Origin of the sequence: Pseudomonas sp. KCJK8993, assembly GCF_046230915.1 — a bacterium.
GTDB lineage: Bacteria > Pseudomonadota > Gammaproteobacteria > Pseudomonadales > Pseudomonadaceae > Aquipseudomonas > Aquipseudomonas piscis.
Map to the genome: position 1 here is coordinate 139,627 of NZ_JBJJLO010000002.1, position 16,991 is coordinate 156,617.

Annotated in this window: 17 protein-coding genes; all 17 read left to right on the forward strand. The window is 59.7% G+C overall.

The genetic code is table 11. From position 1 onward, the window contains the following. Window positions 1–999 (forward strand): UDP-N-acetylglucosamine 4,6-dehydratase (inverting), encoded by a 999-nt coding sequence (gene pseB / locus ACK6AU_RS01720; protein ID WP_185698316.1) that lies wholly within the window; start codon window positions 1–3, stop codon window positions 997–999. A gap of 3 nt (window positions 1,000–1,002) precedes the next feature. Continuing rightward, complete coding sequence (pseC, locus tag ACK6AU_RS01725) at window positions 1,003–2,163, forward strand: UDP-4-amino-4,6-dideoxy-N-acetyl-beta-L-altrosamine transaminase (RefSeq protein WP_185698315.1); 1,161 nt, start codon at window positions 1,003–1,005, stop codon at window positions 2,161–2,163. Then, on the forward strand, window positions 2,160–2,861 hold the full coding sequence (pseF, locus tag ACK6AU_RS01730) for a pseudaminic acid cytidylyltransferase (RefSeq protein WP_185698314.1): 702 nt from the start codon (window positions 2,160–2,162) through the stop codon (window positions 2,859–2,861). Before pseC ends, pseF begins: the two co-directional genes overlap by 4 nt. 29 nt (window positions 2,862–2,890) lie before the next feature. After that, window positions 2,891–4,042 carry an N-acetyl sugar amidotransferase gene (locus ACK6AU_RS01735; RefSeq protein ID WP_260497937.1) on the forward strand — a complete coding sequence of 384 codons (1,152 nt, stop codon included), beginning with the start codon at window positions 2,891–2,893 and terminating at the stop codon, window positions 4,040–4,042. Beyond that, the gene (gene hisH, locus ACK6AU_RS01740; protein WP_409297413.1) at window positions 4,039–4,683 is read left to right on the forward strand and encodes an imidazole glycerol phosphate synthase subunit HisH; all 645 of its coding nucleotides are present in this window, start codon (window positions 4,039–4,041) and stop codon (window positions 4,681–4,683) included. The genes ACK6AU_RS01735 and hisH overlap by 4 nt, the downstream gene beginning before the upstream one ends. After that, window positions 4,677–5,465, forward strand: a complete 789-nt coding sequence (gene wbuZ, locus ACK6AU_RS01745; protein WP_185698312.1) for a glycosyl amidation-associated protein WbuZ — start codon at window positions 4,677–4,679, stop codon at window positions 5,463–5,465. Before hisH ends, wbuZ begins: the two co-directional genes overlap by 7 nt. Continuing rightward, a complete protein-coding gene (gene pseG, locus ACK6AU_RS01750; RefSeq protein WP_409297415.1) occupies window positions 5,462–6,586 on the forward strand; it encodes a UDP-2,4-diacetamido-2,4,6-trideoxy-beta-L-altropyranose hydrolase in 1,125 nt (374 codons plus the stop codon). The genes wbuZ and pseG overlap by 4 nt, the downstream gene beginning before the upstream one ends. Then, entirely contained in the window at window positions 6,583–7,104 is a 522-nt protein-coding gene (gene pseH / locus ACK6AU_RS01755) for a UDP-4-amino-4,6-dideoxy-N-acetyl-beta-L-altrosamine N-acetyltransferase (RefSeq protein WP_409297417.1), read from the forward strand. Before pseG ends, pseH begins: the two co-directional genes overlap by 4 nt. 14 nt (window positions 7,105–7,118) lie before the next feature. Further along, a complete protein-coding gene (pseI, locus tag ACK6AU_RS01760; RefSeq protein ID WP_185698310.1) occupies window positions 7,119–8,177 on the forward strand; it encodes a pseudaminic acid synthase in 1,059 nt (352 codons plus the stop codon). A 6-nt stretch (window positions 8,178–8,183) separates the two neighbouring features. Then, the gene (locus ACK6AU_RS01765; protein WP_409297420.1) at window positions 8,184–9,686 is read left to right on the forward strand and encodes a hypothetical protein; all 1,503 of its coding nucleotides are present in this window, start codon (window positions 8,184–8,186) and stop codon (window positions 9,684–9,686) included. Window positions 9,687–9,722: 36 nt separating this feature from the next. Next, entirely contained in the window at window positions 9,723–10,463 is a 741-nt protein-coding gene (locus tag ACK6AU_RS01770) for a class I SAM-dependent methyltransferase (protein WP_409297422.1), read from the forward strand. 228 nt (window positions 10,464–10,691) lie between these two features. Then, the gene (locus ACK6AU_RS01775; RefSeq protein WP_409297424.1) at window positions 10,692–11,516 is read left to right on the forward strand and encodes a GNAT family N-acetyltransferase; all 825 of its coding nucleotides are present in this window, start codon (window positions 10,692–10,694) and stop codon (window positions 11,514–11,516) included. Window positions 11,517–11,518: 2 nt separating this feature from the next. Beyond that, complete coding sequence (locus ACK6AU_RS01780) at window positions 11,519–12,901, forward strand: polysaccharide deacetylase family protein (protein ID WP_409297426.1); 1,383 nt, start codon at window positions 11,519–11,521, stop codon at window positions 12,899–12,901. 59 nt (window positions 12,902–12,960) lie between these two features. Beyond that, window positions 12,961–13,875, forward strand: coding sequence for a glycosyltransferase family 2 protein (locus ACK6AU_RS01785; RefSeq protein WP_185698305.1), 915 nt, complete (start codon window positions 12,961–12,963; stop codon window positions 13,873–13,875). A 95-nt stretch (window positions 13,876–13,970) separates the two neighbouring features. After that, entirely contained in the window at window positions 13,971–14,714 is a 744-nt protein-coding gene (locus tag ACK6AU_RS01790) for a glycosyltransferase (RefSeq protein ID WP_185698304.1), read from the forward strand. Between the two features lie 45 nt (window positions 14,715–14,759). Continuing rightward, window positions 14,760–15,773: a UDP-glucose 4-epimerase GalE gene (gene galE / locus ACK6AU_RS01795; protein ID WP_409297428.1), complete on the forward strand. Its 1,014-nt coding sequence runs from the start codon at window positions 14,760–14,762 to the stop codon at window positions 15,771–15,773. A gap of 7 nt (window positions 15,774–15,780) precedes the next feature. Then, window positions 15,781–16,947, forward strand: coding sequence for a glycosyltransferase family 4 protein (locus tag ACK6AU_RS01800; RefSeq protein ID WP_409297430.1), 1,167 nt, complete (start codon window positions 15,781–15,783; stop codon window positions 16,945–16,947). Window positions 16,948–16,991 lie beyond the last annotated feature (44 nt).

The following is a 16,991-nucleotide window of genomic DNA, read 5'->3' on the forward strand; positions in this document are numbered from 1 at the left end:
ATGCTCACCGGCCAAACCATTCTCATCACTGGCGGTACAGGTTCTTTCGGGAACACCTTCGTGCCAATGACTCTTGCCAAATACAATCCGAAGAAAGTGATCATTTTCTCTCGCGATGAAATGAAGCAGTGGGACATGGCGAAGAAGTTCGAAGGCGACCCGCGCGTACGCTTCTTCATCGGCGATGTCCGTGACAAGGACCGCCTGTATCGAGCCCTGGATGGCGTTGACTATGTCGTGCATGCAGCAGCGACAAAGATCGTACCGACCGCCGAGTACAACCCCTTCGAGTGCGTGAAGACCAATATCAATGGCGCCATGAACCTGATCGATGCCTGCATCGACAAGGGCATCAAGCGCGTGGTGGCCCTGTCCACCGACAAGGCCAGCAGCCCGATCAACCTGTACGGTGCCACCAAGCTGGCTTCCGACAAGCTGTTCATCGCCGGCAACTCCTATTCCGGTGGCCACGAGACCCGTTTCTCCGTGGTTCGCTACGGCAACGTCATGGGCTCCCGTGGTTCGGTGATCCCGTTCTTCATGTCGATCAAGGACAAGGGCGTGCTGCCCATCACCGACGAGCGCATGACTCGCTTCATGATCTCCCTCGAAGAGGGCGTGGAGCTGGTCTGGCACGCCTTCGAAGATATGGAAGGTGGCGAGATCTACGTGAAGAAGATCCCATCGATGAAAGTTACCGACCTGGCCCGGACCATCGCTCCGGACGCAACCCAGGAAGTGGTCGGCATCCGTCCCGGCGAAAAGCTGCACGAGCAGATGATCAGCGTCGAGGACGCCTACTACACCTACGAATACCCGGAACACTTCAAGATCCTGCCGACGATCAACAACTGGTCGACTTGCGAAGAGCGCATCAAGGACGGCCAGAAGGTACCGGAAGGCTTCGTCTATGCCAGCGACAGCAACAGCCAATGGATGAGCAGCGAACAGTTGCAGGCCTGGATCGACCTCAACCGCGAAAAGATCGGGAGTATCTGATCCATGATTCCCTACGGCCGCCAGGACATTACCCAAGCAGACATTGATTCGGTAGTGGAGGTATTGCAGTCCGACTTTCTCACGCAGGGCCCCATGGTCCCGCGTTTCGAGCAAGCGCTGGCATCACATGTTGGTGCCCGGCATGCATTGGCGCTGAACAGCGCGACGTCCGCGCTGCACATCGCCTGCCTGGCGCTGGGACTGGGTCCCGGGGACTGGCTCTGGACCAGCCCCATCACCTTCGTGGCATCGGCCAACTGCGCACTGTACTGCGGAGCCCAGGTCGACTTCGTGGATATCGACCCGGTGACCTACAACCTCAGTCCGCAGGCGCTGGAGCGCAAGCTGGAGCAGGCGGAGCGCGACGGGAAACTGCCCAAGGTGGTCGTTCCCGTCCACCTATGCGGACAACCCTGCGATATGCAGGCGATCCATGCCCTGGCCAAGCGCTACGGCTTCAAGATCATCGAAGACGCGTCCCATGCCGTGGGTGGCAAGTACCAGGATGAGTTCATCGGTAACTGCACGTACAGCGACATCACCGTGTTCAGCTTCCACCCGGTGAAGATCATCACCACCGCGGAAGGCGGCATGGCATTGACCAACGATGCCGCCCTGGCCGAGAGAATGGCCCTGCTGCGCAGCCATGGCATCACCCGCGATCCGGCGCAGATGACCCATGAATCCGATGGTCCGTGGTACTACCAGCAGATCGACCTGGGTTTCAATTACCGCATGACCGAATTGCAGGCGGCCCTGGGTGTCAGCCAAGTACAGCGCCTGGACCAGTACGTCGCTCGCCGCCACGTACTTGCCCGTCGCTACGACCAGCTCCTGGCCGGGTTGCCGGTCACCACGCCCTGGCAGCATCCGGACAGCTACTCCGGCCTGCACCTGTATGTGATCCGCCTGCAACTGGGGAAAATCGACAAGACCCACGCCCAGGTCTTCGCCTCCCTGCGTGAACAGGGCATTGGCGTCAATCTGCATTACATCCCGGTGCCGACCCAGCCGTACTACCGGCAGAGGGGCATCGATCCCGAGGCATTCCCCGAGGCGCAGCAGTATTACCGCGAAGCCATCAGCCTACCGATGTTCCAGACCATGACCGAACAGCAGCAGGACCAGGTCGTGGCGGCCTTGAACCAGGCGCTGCTGGGATGAACGTCGCGATCATCCCCGCCCGTGGCGGCAGCAAGCGTATTCCACGCAAGAACATCAAGGAGTTCTGCGGCAAGCCGATGATCGCCTGGAGCATCGAAGCCGCCATGAACAGCGGCTGTTTCGAGCAGGTCATCGTCTCCACCGACGATCCCGATATCGCCGAAGTGGCCTTAGACCATGGCGCCAGCGTGCCTTTCATGCGCCCGGCAGCCTTGTCCGACGACCACACGGGCACCACGCCGGTAGTGCGCCACGCCATCGAGTGGTTGAACCAGCAGGGTGTGACCCCTCAATATGCGTGCTGTGTCTATGCAACGGCCCCTCTGATCAGCAGCCAGGACGTCCTCAAGGGGCTCAAGGCGCTGGAGGAAAAGGGTGGCGACTACGCATTCTCAGTGACCAGCTATGCGTTTCCGATTCAACGTGCCATCCGCATAAAAGAGGATGGCCGCGTCGATATGTTCAATCCCGAGCTCTTCGCTGTCCGTTCTCAAGATCTTGAACATGCCTTCCATGATGCAGGGCAGTTCTACTGGGGAACCTGTGCGGCGTGGTTGGAAAACCGGGTCATTTTCGGTAGCCGATCGCTGCCGATCATACTGCCGCGGCACCGCGTCCAAGACATCGACACGCTGGAAGACTGGGAAATGGCCGAATACCTTTTCAAGGCCGTGGGGCTTCGGGATAACGGCCTGTAATAATTTGTTTTTCGAGAGGATTTAAAAGAATGCTGACTTATTGCAAGCGCTGCGTAATGCCCGACACCAAACCTGATCTCTATATTGATGATGAGGGTATCTGCAGTGCCTGCCGCAGCTACGAACAACGGAACGAAGTCGACTGGGACCAGCGCAAGCAGGAGCTGCTGGTCATCCTCGACAAGTACAAGAACAAGACCGGCGACAACTGGGATTGCATCGTTCCTGTCAGTGGCGGGAAGGACAGCACCTACCAGGTGATACGCATGTTGCAACTGGGCCTGAACCCGCTCTGCGTAACCTCGACGACCTGCGACCTCTCGGATATCGGCCGCAAGAACATCGAGAACCTCAAGCACCTCGGCGTCGACTACGTCGAAATGTCTCCGAATCCTAAGGTTCGCGCCAAGCTGAACCGGATCGGCCTGACCCAGGTGGGCGACATCGCCTGGCCCGAGCACGTCGGGATTTTCACCATCCCGGTCCGCGCGGCCGTGCAGTTCAACATTCCGCTCATCGTGTGGGGCGAGAACTCGCAAAACGAATACGGCGGTCCAGCCGCGGCGGCCAGCAACAACGTCCTCAACCGGCGCTGGCTGGAAGAGTTCGGTGGCCTGCTGGGCATGCGGGTATCCGACCTGATCGGCACCGATGGCATCGAAGCCAAGCACCTGATCTCGTACACCTACCCAAGTGACGAAGAGTTGGCGCGCGTAGGGGTCACCGGCCTGTTCCTCGGCCACTACATCCCCTGGGATGGCCTGTCCAACGCCCTGATCGCCCAGGCGCATGGTTTCCATTCCTATGAGAAGGTGGCCGAAGGCTCCATGGTCAACTACGAGAACCTGGACAACCACCAGCATGGCATCCACGACTACTTCAAGTTCCTCAAGTTCGGCTTCAGCCGCGCGACCGACCACGCCTGCCTGCATATCCGTCGTGGCCGGCTGACCCGCCAGGATGGCCTGGACATCGTGACCAACCTCGATGGCAAGTTCCCGTGGGAATACCTGGGCAAGAGCCTGGAAGAGATCCTGCGTCCGCTGGACATGACCGTCGACGAGTTCATCGCGCTGTGTGACAAGTTCACCAACAAGAAGATCTTCAAACGCGACGCCAAGGGTGTGTTGATTAAAGATCGGGATGGCAACCTCACCAAGGTCAACTACGACAACGTATGAAGATCGGAATTATTGATTATGGAGTCGGCAACCTGGGATCGGTGATGCGCGCAATCGAAGCATTGCGCGTCACCCCGGTCCTGGTGGATCGCCCCATGGACATGCACAACGTCGATCGACTGCTGCTACCTGGCGTCGGCAATTTTGCCGACTGCGCCCAACTGCTGCACGAAGGCGGCTGGGTCGATGCCTTGCATGAAGAAATCCAGCACCGCGGCAAACACCTGCTCGGCGTGTGCGTCGGCATGCAGTTGCTGGCCACCAGCAGCATGGAAGGCGCTCAGGGCGCAGGTGAAGGGGACACGCCCGGGCTCAACCTGATCCCGGGCAAGGTCGAGCACCTGAGTACGCTGGGCTGCAGCCTGCGGGTGCCGCACAGTGGCTGGAACAACGTCTCGGCCTGTGCTCCAGAACGCGAACTGTTCGAGGGCATCCCCGACGGTACGGATTTCTACTTCGTGCACAGCTACGCCTTCACCCCTGCGGACCCTGCCGATGTCCTGGCGGTCACCGACTATGGCGTACCGGTCGTTGCCGCCGTTCGACGCGGCCGCGTCTGGGGCACGCAATTTCATCCAGAAAAAAGCTCCAGGGCCGGGTTTCGGTTGCTGCGAAACTTTGTAGAGGCTCCAGAATGCTGAAGGTTCGCGTGATTCCCACCTTGCTGTGGAAACAATTGGGCCTGGTGAAAGGCATTGGCTTCGATAGCTGGCGCCGGGTCGGCTCGGTCATGCCGGCCATCAAGGTCTACAACCAGCGGGAAGTCGACGAACTCGTGCTGGTGGACATCGTGGCCCACAAGTCGGACGAAGAGCTGGACTTCGAATCCGTAGACGACTTTGGCCAGGAATGCTTCGTACCCCTGACCGTCGGCGGCGGCATTACCCATATCGACCAGGTGCAGCGCCTGCTGCGGGCCGGGGCGGACAAGGTCTGCATCAATACTGCGGCCTATGGCAACCCGGAACTGCTGACCGACATCGCCAAGCGCCATGGCGCGCAATCCGTGGTGGCCAGCATCGACGTACGCCATGAAGCCGACGCTAACGACTGGCAGTGCTTCAGCCATGCCGGCAAGCAAGCCACCGGCCGCAAGGTCATCGAATGGGCCCGCGAAGTCGAGGCCAGGGGGGCGGGCGAAATCCTGATCACCTCCATCGATCGTGACGGCACCCAGCAGGGCTACGACCTGGCGCTCATCGAGAGCGTGGTCAAAGCGGTCAATATCCCGGTGATCGCTTCAGGCGGCGCGGGCAACTACCAGCATATGGTGGAGGCCGTGATCCAGGCCGGGGCCTCGGCAGTCGCGGCGGCGAGCATGTTCCACTTCACCGAGCAGACTCCAGCCGGAGCGAAGAACGCCCTGGCCGCGGCCGGTGTGCCGATCCGCAAGCCATACCTCGACTCGGCTGGTTCTCGATGATCGAGCGCGTTGCGTTTCGTGCCGATGCCTCGGTGCAAATCGGCATCGGCCATGTAATGCGCTGCCTCACCCTGGCCGATGCCCTGGCCCGGCGGGCCGTCGAGTGCCACTTCATCTGTCGTGACGCCCCCCAGGGCCTGCTGGCGCAAATCGTGGCCAGCGGACATCGAGTGCACGAGCTTCCCGCCGCCGCACCTGTCGAACCCGCGTCGTCCCCGATGGCGGATCAGGCAGACGGCCCCCAACTCGCCCACCAGCAATGGCTCGTTGTTACTCAAAGCCAGGACGCCAGTGAGTCGGCGGCGGTGCTTCGCGAGCTGCGGCCCGACTGGCTGATCGTCGACCACTACGCCCTGGATAGTCGTTGGGAGGCTGCCGTCAGGCCACTGTGCGGCAAGCTGATGGCGATCGACGACCTGGCCGATCGGGCACATTGCAGCGACCTGCTCCTGGACCAGAACCTGGGCCGCCAAGCCGCGGACTACCAGGCTCGGGTCCTGCCCCATTGCCAAGTGCTCGCCGGCTCGACCTACTCCCTGCTGCGCCCCGAATTCGCGAAACTGCGCCAATACAGCCTGGAACGCCGGGCAACGCCGCAACTCCGGCAGTTGCTGATCAGCATGGGCGGCATCGACAAGGACAATGTCACCGGCCAGGTGCTCGAGGCCCTGGGTCACTGCCAGTTGCCGGACGACTGCCGTATCTGGGTGGTGATGGGCGGGGCCGCCCCATGGCTGGACAGCGTGCGACAACAATGCGCCAGGATGCCGGTAACCACCGAAGTACTGGTGGATATCCGCGACATGGCACAGCGGATGGCCGACAGCGACCTGGCCATCGGCGCCGCCGGCGGAACCTCCTGGGAACGCTGTTGCATGGGGCTTCCCACCCTGACCGTGGTCATCGCCGAGAACCAGTGGCCTGGCGCCCATGCTCTGGCCGAAACCGGTGCTGGAGAATTGCTTGGCACCCCGCAGGATATCGCTGAACGCCTGCCGCCCCTACTGGCGACCCTGCAGCAAGGCCCCCGGCTGGCGCAGATGGTCACGGCAGCCGCCGGAGTGACCGATGGCTCCGGTGCCCGTTACGTCGTGGAAAAACTGGAGCAACTCGCCCGATGAGCGGCCAATCCGATCACCCATGGCTGATACGACGCATGATCGAAGACGATATCGATCAGGTGCTCGCCTGGCGCAACCACCAGGACATCCGCCGCTACATGCACACCCAGCATGAAATCACCCGCAGCGAACATGCGCGCTGGTTCGAACAGGCCAATACCGACCCCAGGCGCGCCCTGTTGATCTTCGAAAGCGAGGGTGTCGCGCTCGGCTATGTCAACTTCCACCAATCGGCACAAGGCCGCATCGCCGACTGGGGCTTCTATGCCGCGCCACAGGCCCCGAAGGGCACGGGCCGGCTCATGGGGCACGCAGCCCTGCAGCACGGCTTTACCCAGTTGAACCTGCACAAGGTCTGCGGCCAGGTGCTGGCCTACAACGAGCGCTCATTGAAGATGCATCGTAGCCTTGGCTTTCAACAGGAAGGCCTCCTGCGCGAGCAACATTTCGACGGCCAGCGTTATCACGACACCGTCTGTTTCGGCCTTCTTGCCGCTCAATGGCCATCAACTACTTGAGAGACACCGACGCTATGTCCAACACCTACAGCATCAACATCGCCGGCCGTCGTATTGCCCAGGACGCCCCTCCCTACATCATCGCCGAGCTCTCCGCGAACCATAACGGAAGGCTGGAAACCGCGTTGAAGATCATCGAAGAGGCGAAAAAGGCCGGGGCCGATGCCATCAAGCTGCAAACCTACACGGCCGACACCATCACCCTGGACTGCGACTCCGAGGAGTTCCAGATCCATGGCGGCCTGTGGGATGGAAAATCCCTGTACCAGCTGTACCAGGAAGCCCACATGCCCTGGGCCTGGCATGCGCCATTGTTCCAACATGCGGAAAAACTCGGGATCACTATCTTCAGTTCGCCGTTCGACAACACCGCGGTGGACATGCTGGAAGACCTCAACGCCCCGGCCTACAAGATCGCCTCTTTCGAGGCCGTGGACCTGCCGTTGATCAAGTACGTCGCCAGCACCGGCAAGCCCATGATCATCTCCACCGGCATGGCCGATGCCGAGGAAATCCAGGAAGCGATCGACACCGCCAAGGCCAACGGCTGCAAGGAGCTGGCGATCCTGCATTGCGTGAGCGGCTATCCTGCCCCGGCCAGCGACTACAACTTGCGCACCATTCCAGAGATGATCCAGCGCTTTGGCCTGGTGACCGGCTTGTCCGACCACACCCTGGACAACACCACTGCCATTGCCAGCGTTGCCCTGGGCGCCTCGATCATCGAAAAGCACTTCACCCTGGACAGGAGTGGCGGTGGCCCTGACGACAGCTTTTCCCTGGAACCTGCCGAGCTGGAGCAACTGTGCCGCAACAGCAAGACCGCCTGGTCCGCCCTGGGCAAGGTCGACTACGCTCGCAAGTCCAGCGAGCAAGGCAATGCGAAGTTCCGCCGCTCCCTGTACTTCGTCAAGGATCTGAAAGCCGGGGAACTGATCACCCCCGATGCCATTCGCAGCGTGCGCCCAAGCTACGGGCTGCCACCCAAGTGCTATGACCAGGTCGTCGGCAAACACGCCAGCCGGGACATCGCTGCCAATACAGCTGTCAGCTTCGAAGCGATCACGGAGTAACGGCTGGTGGGTGAACTTGAAGTTGGCCTGACGAAAGCAGTCAGTAAGAAAGGCTTTCTCGACGTCTTGGCCGAGCTTGAACAACAGCACGACGTTGCCTCGTTGCGCTACAACGGTACACAGTACTGGCCATTGCTGCGGATGATGCTGGGCTTTGAAAACGATCCCCTGGTCCCGCCCAGCCAAAGCAAGGCACGGTTTCGCGACCGGCTGAAGAAATATGGGAATGCGCTGGGCTCGCTGTTCGAAGACTTCATCGACCCCAGGCACAACCTGGAGCGCGATGCGCCGTGCGATGTCTACTACCTGACCCACTCGACCTGCCGCAGCCTGAAGATCAAGGGCACCTACTTCGACGCATTCTTTTCCCCACTCAGGCATTGGTGCGAAGAGGCACAAGTGCCAGTGGACTTCTATGGCGAAGAATTCGTCCCTGACTCGGAATATCGGACCCCTAGATCGGAAAAGACGGCCTACATACAAAAGCACCTGACCATCGTCTCCCTGACCAACAGGTTCAAGGACAAGCCGCAACTGGCTGAAGCTGATCTGGCGCTGATTGACGTTCTCAGGCTCGAACTCCAGTCCCGAGGCTTCGGCACGCAATCCGTCAGCCTTAAGGCCATCGAGAATGCGCTGACGCAACTGGACCTACATAAACAGCGCTTCTCCAGGGTCCTCAAGGCGAAGCAACCCAGACTGGTGATGGTAGCGACCTACTATAGTGTTTTCGGCTTTGCCTTGATGGCGGCAGCCAATGCCCTGGGTATCAGGACCATCGATCTGCAACATGGGGTCCAGGGGGCCGGGCATTTCGCCTACGGGACCTGGGGCCATGTCCCCCGGGGGGGCTGGGACCTGCTGCCCAGGCTCTTCTGGAACTGGACCCAGGAGGACGTAGCCAATATCGGCACCTGGGGCGGCGAAGCGCATCGAGGCATCCTCGGCGGACGCATCTTCAGCCAGTACCTGAACGAGGTCGATGTCGAGTTCGCCGAATACCACGACCTGACCCAGCGCATCCGGCAATCGGGTTGCAAGCAGGTAGTGCTGGTGACGCTGCAACCCATCGACAGCGAAGATTTCATCGACGAACTGCGCAAGGCCATGCAAGGTCCGGCTTTCACATCGGTCTTCTGGTTGTACCGCCTGCATCCGGCAATGATGGACAAACAGGGCGCCTACGCGGGCTCGCTGGAAAACGAACGCAGCGACCTCGCACTGTGCTCGAACCTGCCGCTGGACTATGTCATCAAGCTGGCGGACCTGCATGTCACTCTCAATTCATCGGTTACCATCGAGGCAGCGCTTGAGGGCATCCCGAGCCTGCTCGACCATAACTGCAGCTATTACATGGAGTGGCAGGAGCGCGGAATTGCCCGGCGTATCGAGAAAGGACAGTCCTGGAGCGATGCAATCCTGCAATGCCTGAACAGCGGCAGCCGCTTTTCAAGAACTCAGGAGCGACCTTCCGCCAGCAAGATAATGCTCGAACTGAGCTCCGAATAATAATCTGCACCCCACACGACTTGGTGGCCAATAGACATGAACCACACAAAAAATTATTGGCAAGGCAAGACTGATAGCGGACATCGTTTCTCCAGCACCGACTACTTCAGGAAAAAGGCCCTTGAATGTGCGCAGGTCATCGATGAAGGAGCCTGCCAAGGCCGGATAATCGACCTGGGCTGCGGCGCGGGCGAACTACTGCAACAGCTGCTTCCGTTGGTCAATATCACCAAGGGGGTCGATTACTCCGCTTCAATGATCGACTCCGCCAGGAAGCTCCTGGCGGGAATGGAGGTCGAGTTGGATGTCGCGGATATTTTCGAACTCCTGCCGCAAGCGGATTTCACGCAGTGGACGACGACCGAAGCCTTGAACCAGTATCTGAATCCAGCCGAAATCGCCAAGGTCATCGAGATCTTCGCGAATAACCCAAAAGCCCGGGTGTTCTATCTGTTCGACTGCGTCGACCCGGTTCGCTACATGACCTTGAGCATGGGTTCTTATTATTCGACCCAACCCGAGCCTGCGCCGAATGGCCTTGGTGACCAGGCCCGATCGATGCTTCGGAGCCTGGCGACTTGCGCCAGGCTCGCGGCTTTCAGGCTCGGCGGCCAACGTTGGGTCAAATGGAAAGATGAAGGCATGGGCTTTGCCTATACCCCCTACTTCTGGTTCGAGGCATGTAAGAAACTTGGGCTAGAAGTGACTTTTATCAGCTCAAAATATTACGAGTACAGATACCACGCAATTATCCGAAAGTTGTCCAAAGATAGTTGAAGCAGGTGGGACTTTGAGTCAACGATTTTTACAGAGCAACTGAATCCAATATACTCCGCGCCTGACTTCAACTTGACGGTTTTCTGTATGCAGCAAAACAAAACACTCTACAGGGACGCTTGCATAGCAGAAAAATCAATCCCTATCTTCAACCAGGCCTGGTGGCTCGACGCTACGGCCGGTGCAGAAAACTGGGACGTCGCGATCGTGGAAAAGGGCGGTAAAGTCATGGCCGCCCTGCCCTACATGATCAAGAAGCACCGCGGTTCCACCCTGCTGAGCCAGCCCTCCCTCACGCAGTTCCTGGGTCCATGGCTGCGCGAAAGCAGCGCGAAGTACGCCAAGGCACTCGGGCAGCAGAAAGACCTGATGGAGTCCCTGATCGATCAGTTGCCCAGGTTCCACCAATACGCCCAGAACTGGCATTACAGCCAGCAGAACTGGCTGCCGTTCTTCTGGCGCGGCTTCAAGCAGACCACTCGCTATACCTACGTCCTCCCCGAACTGGGTAACGAAGACGCACTCTGGCAAGAGGTCCAGGCCAATATTCGAACCGATGTGCGCAAAGCCAGCGAGCGCTTCCAGGTCCGCGTCCGCGACGACCTGGGCATCGCCGATTTCCTGGCGCTCAACCGCCTCGTCTTCGCCCGCCAGGGCATGCCGCTGCCCTACTCGGAAAGCTTCGTCGAGCGACTCGACAAGGCCTGCGTCGAACATGGCGCACGCAAGATATTCATCGCCGAGGACGAGCAGGGCCGCCGGCATGCCGGGGTCTACCTGATCTGGGACGCCAATAGCGCCTATTACCTGATGGGTGGCTCAGACCCTGAGTTGCGTAACAGCGGCGCCACCAGCCTGTGCATGTGGGAGGCCATCAAGTTCGCCTCCACGGTCACCAGGCGCTTCGATTTCGAAGGCTCGATGCTCGAACCTGTCGAGCGTTTCTTCAGGGCCTTCGGGGCAGTGCAAACGCCCTACTTCGCAGTCTCGAAAACCCCCTCCAGGATCCTCAGGGCAGTGCAATTCATCAAAGAGCTCAGGGCAGGACAATGACTATGCAGAAGGCTTGGCCGAACCCATCGATTCTCAGCTGGCTGGAGCAGGTCCTGGCTGAACGCTATGGCCAGGCATTTTCCATCGGCCTCCTGGACGCCGGCATCCTCTGCCTGAGCCATGAGGACAGCCCTGCCCGCGTGCTCCTGGCGACGGACTCCAGGAGCTTCAACCGGGCCGAGTCGGACCTGCCATGCACCAGCTGGGACGCGGCCAGGGAGGGTTGGACCCCGGCCCTGGGGAGCCCCCTGCCCGCGCCTGGAGCCAGTGACTTGCCCTCGCCGCTGATCGAGCCCAGCGATGGCGGCTACCGCATCCACTACGACATCCTCGGGTTGACGTACTGGATGCTGTCGCGCCTGGAAGAAACCAACCGCGAGAACCTGGACAACCACCAACGCTTCGCCGCCACCTCCTCCCACGCCTTCAAGCACGGTTACCTGGAGCGCCCCGTGGTGGACGAATGGCTTGGCATTCTCGGCCAGGTCATCCACAAGACCTGGCCGGAACTGGCGCTCAAGCGCCAGCAGCCTTCGATGAAGGTGTCCCATGACGTCGACATGCCGAGCTACTACGGATTCCGCTCGCCCACGGGCATCGCTCGCGGGATGCTGGCCGACGTCCTCAAGCGCGGGAATATCAAGGGAGCCCTGGTAGCCCCATGGGTGCGCCTCAATAGCGGCAAGTCGCTGCATCCGGCCGACCCGGCAAACACCTTCCACTGGCTCATGGACATTTCGGAGCAACACGGGCTGGTCAGCGCCTTCTACTTCATCTGCGGCCGCACGGATCCGGCCAAGGATGCCGACTACGAGCCAGAACACCCGGCCATTCGCCAGTTGTTGCGGGATATTCATGCACGAGGCCACGAGATCGGCCTGCACCCCAGCTACAACACCTACCAGTCTCCTGGAGACATCCTGGCCGAGGCACAGCGCCTGAAAAGGACCTGCGCGCAGGAAAATATCCATCAGTCGACCTGGGGTGGGCGAATGCACTACCTGCGCTGGGAGCATCCCACTACAATGCGCGCCTGGAACGACGCAGGGCTAGGCTACGACAGTACCCTGGGCTATGCCGACTACGTCGGGTTTCGCTGCGGGACCTGCCATGAGTACCCCGCCTACGACCCCCTCGAGGGCCGGCAACTGGACTTGCGTATTCGTCCATTGATCGCCATGGAGTCCACGGTGATAGCCCAGCATTACATGGGGCTGGGGGTCGGCCAGGCAGCGTTGCAGAAGTTCTGCGACCTGAAGGATATCTGCCAGGCCGTGGGCGGTTGCTTCACCCTGTTGTGGCACAACTCACAGTTCGATAGCCAGGCCGAGCGGGAACTGTACAAGGCTGTAGTGAGCCACCAGCAACCGGCAGAAACTCGTTAAAACAACTATCAGCTCGAACCTGATTGATTTCGCAGTACACCGTTAGATTGAGGACTCACATGCACCTTGTTTCATATCTGATCCCCTTGTACAACAAGGAGGACTATATAGTCGAAGCAGTTGAGTCGGTGTTGAAAGAGGCCAGCGAAGAGCTCGATGTTGAAATCTGCATAGTTGATGATGGCTCGACCGACTCTTCCCTTTCCCTGGTACGCAGCCAGTTTTCCGCAAACCCGAAGGTCAAGATACATGCCTTTCCCAAGAACCAGGGAAAGAACGCAGCCTTCAATTCTGCCTTTGAAATGGCCCAGGGAGAGTTCATCTGCCTGTTGGGCGCCGATGACTACCTGGTACAGGGTAGGACGCAAAAACTCCTGGACAAGGCCCTGGCCACGGGCAACTCGGTCTACGGCGGGCTGTACCGCTACGACCACGATGCCGCCAAGATCATTGGCCAAGTGCTGCCCGCCCAACCGAGTTATCTGAAGAACCTGCTGGGCAGCAGTCTTTCCGGTGGTTGCGCCCTGCTCTGGAGAAAAGATGCCCAACGCGTGTTCCCCCTGCCCGAGAACCTGAAGTTCGAGGACTGGTGGATTTCGTTCTTCCTGCTCCAGGCCGACCGGGTTAGCGTGCTCGCCGAACCGGTCCTGTTCTACAGGCTCCACGGCGGCAACGACTGTGGAGCCGTTGTCCACGATCAAGAGTCGGTGGCCCGGGACTACGCCAGGCACTACGACTTCTTCGCAGCCATACGCCCGTTCATCACGGGTTTCTGGCCCAATCTCTACTTCAAGAAGTCCATTGCCCTGCGCGAAGCCTTCTTCGGCCGGGGGAAATTGAAGTACTTCTTCTATTTCCCCATCGACGCCACATGGTTGAAGACCGCGGCATTCATGATGTTCGGAACCTCGTTCGTCTATCGCGCCAAAGACTGGCTAGGTCGCTTGCGCAACAATGCCCGGCTGCGTCCCTAGTCGCCTCTTTGAGCGGCGCGCCGATGGGCCAGCCCTCGACAGGCAGCGCCCGGCATCGATGGACTTTCGTTATTTCAAGGTACGGCGGTAAGCCAATGATTAGTGTTGTTATGGGCGTCAGCAGGTTCGATGATTTCGTCCCCCTGGCCATCGATAGCGTTCTGGCTCAGACATTTGCTGATTTCGAACTGATCATCGTCGCCAATGGCGCCGCATGTGACGAAACCGAAACTCGCCTCAATGGGCTCTATGCTCAAGAACCTCGCTTGCGGGTCATCAAGAGCAAGATCCCCCAGTTGGCCAACGCGCTGAATGTCGGCCTCGATGCCGCCAGGTACGACTATGTCGCCAGGATGGATGCCGATGACGTCTGCTGGCCGGATCGCCTGGCAAAGCAGTTCGCGTACCTGCAGGCCAACCAGTTGGACTTCGTCGGTTGCGACCTGCGACTCATCGACCCTGAAGGAGCTGTATTGGGCACCCGCATCTATCCCAAGGGCGCCAATATCGACAAGTTGCTCAGGTACAAGAACTGTTTTGCCCACAACACCATCATCTACCGCAAGGATCTGATCATCAGGGCCGGTGGATACAACGCCGGTTTCAACTCCGAGGACTATGACCTGTGGCTGAGGCTCAAGCGTCTTGGCATCAAGTGGGCGAACATGGATGAAATACTGCTCGACTATCGAATCCACAGCGGTGCGTCGCAAAGAAAGCTGCTCGGTTACGCTGAAGCCACTGGCCTGGCAGCCCGAGAGTTCGTATTGAATAAAAGCATCAAGAACCTGATGGCCGTTTTCTATCACTTCCTAAAGTCCATCATCAGGTCCAGATAATCTGCAATGATCGATTCGGCACACATTTAGAACGAGATCAGCAATATGCGATTCTTGATAACTGGCGGCGCAGGCTATATCGGCTCACACACGGTACTGGAGTTACTTCAGGCCGGTCACGAAGCAGTAATATTGGACAACTTGTGCAACAGCTCGATGTTGTCGATAGAACGTGTCCAGCAACTGACCGCAAAAACGCCGGTGTTCATCCAGGGCGACGTTTGCGACCGGGCCATTCTCGATCATGTCTTCGCCACCCATAAAATCGATGCGGTCCTGCATTTCGCCGGACTGAAGGCCGTTGGTGAGAGTGTCCGACAGCCCCTGGCCTACTACCAGACCAACGTCGGCGGTAGCGTCACCCTGTGCCAGGCGATGGCCGCGGCAGGCGTGTTCCGCCTGGTCTTCAGCTCATCGGCCACCGTGTATGGCGACCCGCAACAGGTACCTCTGGTCGAAACCTGCCCTACGGGCACCCCGACCAACCCCTACGGTACCTCCAAGCTGATGGTCGAGAAGATCCTGCAAGACATGGCTGCTGCCGATCCGCGCTGGTCGGTGGCCCTGCTGCGCTATTTCAACCCGGTCGGTGCCCATCACAGCGGGCAACTGGGCGAAGACCCCAACGGCGTCCCGGAAAACCTGCTGCCCTATATCAGCCGCGTCGCGGTGGGCAAGCTGGAAAAGCTCTCCATCTATGGCCATGACTATCCCACCCCGGATGGAACCGGCGTGCGCGACTACATCCATGTCGTCGATCTCGCCAAGGGACACTTGGCGGCCGTCGACTACGTCTGTGCCCATAGAGGAATCGATGTCTGGAACCTGGGAACAGGTGTCGGCTACTCGGTGCTGGAAATGCTCCAGGCATTCGAGAAGGCTTGCGGGCGTACCCTCCCCTACGTGCTCTCCCCTCGCCGGCAAGGAGATATCGCACAGTGCTGGTCGGATTCCTCAAAGGCCCAACGGGAACTAGGTTGGAAGGCGGAACTTGGGCTCCGGGAAATGATGGAAGACACATGGCGTTGGCAGTCGAACAATCCAGATGGCTACAGGTAACTACACAATGAAGATTGCGCTGGTCGGCACGAGTGCCTCATGTGTCTATGGCTTTCGTGCCGACCTGATCAAGGCCCTGGTCGCGGCTGGCCATGAAGTCCATGCCTTCGCACTGGACTACGACGCCAGTAGCCGCCAGAAGGTCCAGGCGCTCGGTGCCATCACCGTGGACTATGACTTCAGCCGCGCCGGCCTGAACCCGTTTTCGGATGTATCCAACACCTTCAAGCTGGCCAGGATCCTGAAGGAGATCGGCCCGGACCTGGTCTTCTCGTACTTTTCCAAGCCGGTGATCTTCGGCACGTTCGCCGCCGTCCTGGCAGGCGTTAAGCGCCGGATCGGCATGCTCGAAGGACTGGGGTACGTCTTCACCGACACTCCCGGGGGAACTGGCTACAAGCTGCGAATCCTGCGCCAGGTGCAGGCGTTGCTTTATCGCCTGTCCTTTCCGTTCCTGGAGAGGATCATTTTCCTCAACCCCGATGATCCGGTGGACCTGATCGACAAATACCGGATCCATGTGAAGAAGGTCGACGTATTGGGCGCCATCGGCCTCAATCTCCGGGACTACCCCTATTCGCCATCTCCTGCCGGAGCGGCCCTGTCGTTCCTGTTCATCGGACGCCTGCTCGCCGAGAAAGGCGTGAACGAATACGTGGCCGCCGCGCGTTTGGTGAAGAGCCGCTATCCCGAGACCCGTTTCGTCATGCTGGGCGGCCTGGACGAGGAAAACCCGGGAGGACTCACTGCCGCGACCCTCAAGCAACTGGTGGAAGATGGCCTGGTGGTCCACCCCGGGCACGTGTCCAATGTCGTGGACTGGATTACCGAATCCGATGTGTTCGTCTTGCCGTCCTACTATCGCGAAGGGGTGCCCAGGAGCACCCAGGAAGCCATGGCAGTGGGCAGGACCGTCATCACCACCGATGTTCCGGGCTGCCGTGAAACCGTAGTCGACGGAGTCAACGGCTTCCTGGTTCCACGCTGGTCGGCGCCAGTGCTGGCGGAGAAGATGCTGTACCTGATCGAACACCCTGAATACCTGGAGAAAATGGGCCGGGAAAGCTATCGCATCGCCCGGGAGAAGTTCGACGCCCAGGAAATCAACCAGCGACTGCTGGGCCTGCTGGATATCCCGGTCCACGGCCTGACGCCTGGTCCGGCCTCCAACTGAGACCGGCCGGTCCCCGCCGCCACAGGCCCATGGCAAGGCGGCGG

Bases quoted from the DNA above. Each gene is read 5' to 3' on its own strand.
- ACK6AU_RS01780 (WP_409297426.1), top strand. From the start codon at position 11,519: ATGCAGAAGGCTTGGCCGAACCCATCGATTCTCAGCTGGCTGGAGCAG.
- pseI (WP_185698310.1), top strand. From the start codon at position 7,119: ATGTCCAACACCTACAGCATCAACATCGCCGGCCGTCGTATTGCCCAG.
- pseF (WP_185698314.1), top strand. From the start codon at position 2,160: ATGAACGTCGCGATCATCCCCGCCCGTGGCGGCAGCAAGCGTATTCCA.
- ACK6AU_RS01770 (WP_409297422.1), top strand. From the start codon at position 9,723: ATGAACCACACAAAAAATTATTGGCAAGGCAAGACTGATAGCGGACAT.
- pseG (WP_409297415.1), top strand. From the start codon at position 5,462: ATGATCGAGCGCGTTGCGTTTCGTGCCGATGCCTCGGTGCAAATCGGC.
- ACK6AU_RS01775 (WP_409297424.1), top strand. From the start codon at position 10,692: ATGGCCGCCCTGCCCTACATGATCAAGAAGCACCGCGGTTCCACCCTG.
- hisH (WP_409297413.1), top strand. From the start codon at position 4,039: ATGAAGATCGGAATTATTGATTATGGAGTCGGCAACCTGGGATCGGTG.
- ACK6AU_RS01735 (WP_260497937.1), top strand. From the start codon at position 2,891: ATGCTGACTTATTGCAAGCGCTGCGTAATGCCCGACACCAAACCTGAT.
- ACK6AU_RS01800 (WP_409297430.1), top strand. From the start codon at position 15,781: ATGAAGATTGCGCTGGTCGGCACGAGTGCCTCATGTGTCTATGGCTTT.
- ACK6AU_RS01785 (WP_185698305.1), top strand. From the start codon at position 12,961: ATGCACCTTGTTTCATATCTGATCCCCTTGTACAACAAGGAGGACTAT.
- wbuZ (WP_185698312.1), top strand. From the start codon at position 4,677: ATGCTGAAGGTTCGCGTGATTCCCACCTTGCTGTGGAAACAATTGGGC.
- pseB (WP_185698316.1), top strand. From the start codon at position 1: ATGCTCACCGGCCAAACCATTCTCATCACTGGCGGTACAGGTTCTTTC.
- pseC (WP_185698315.1), top strand. From the start codon at position 1,003: ATGATTCCCTACGGCCGCCAGGACATTACCCAAGCAGACATTGATTCG.
- ACK6AU_RS01790 (WP_185698304.1), top strand. From the start codon at position 13,971: ATGATTAGTGTTGTTATGGGCGTCAGCAGGTTCGATGATTTCGTCCCC.
- galE (WP_409297428.1), top strand. From the start codon at position 14,760: ATGCGATTCTTGATAACTGGCGGCGCAGGCTATATCGGCTCACACACG.
- pseH (WP_409297417.1), top strand. From the start codon at position 6,583: ATGAGCGGCCAATCCGATCACCCATGGCTGATACGACGCATGATCGAA.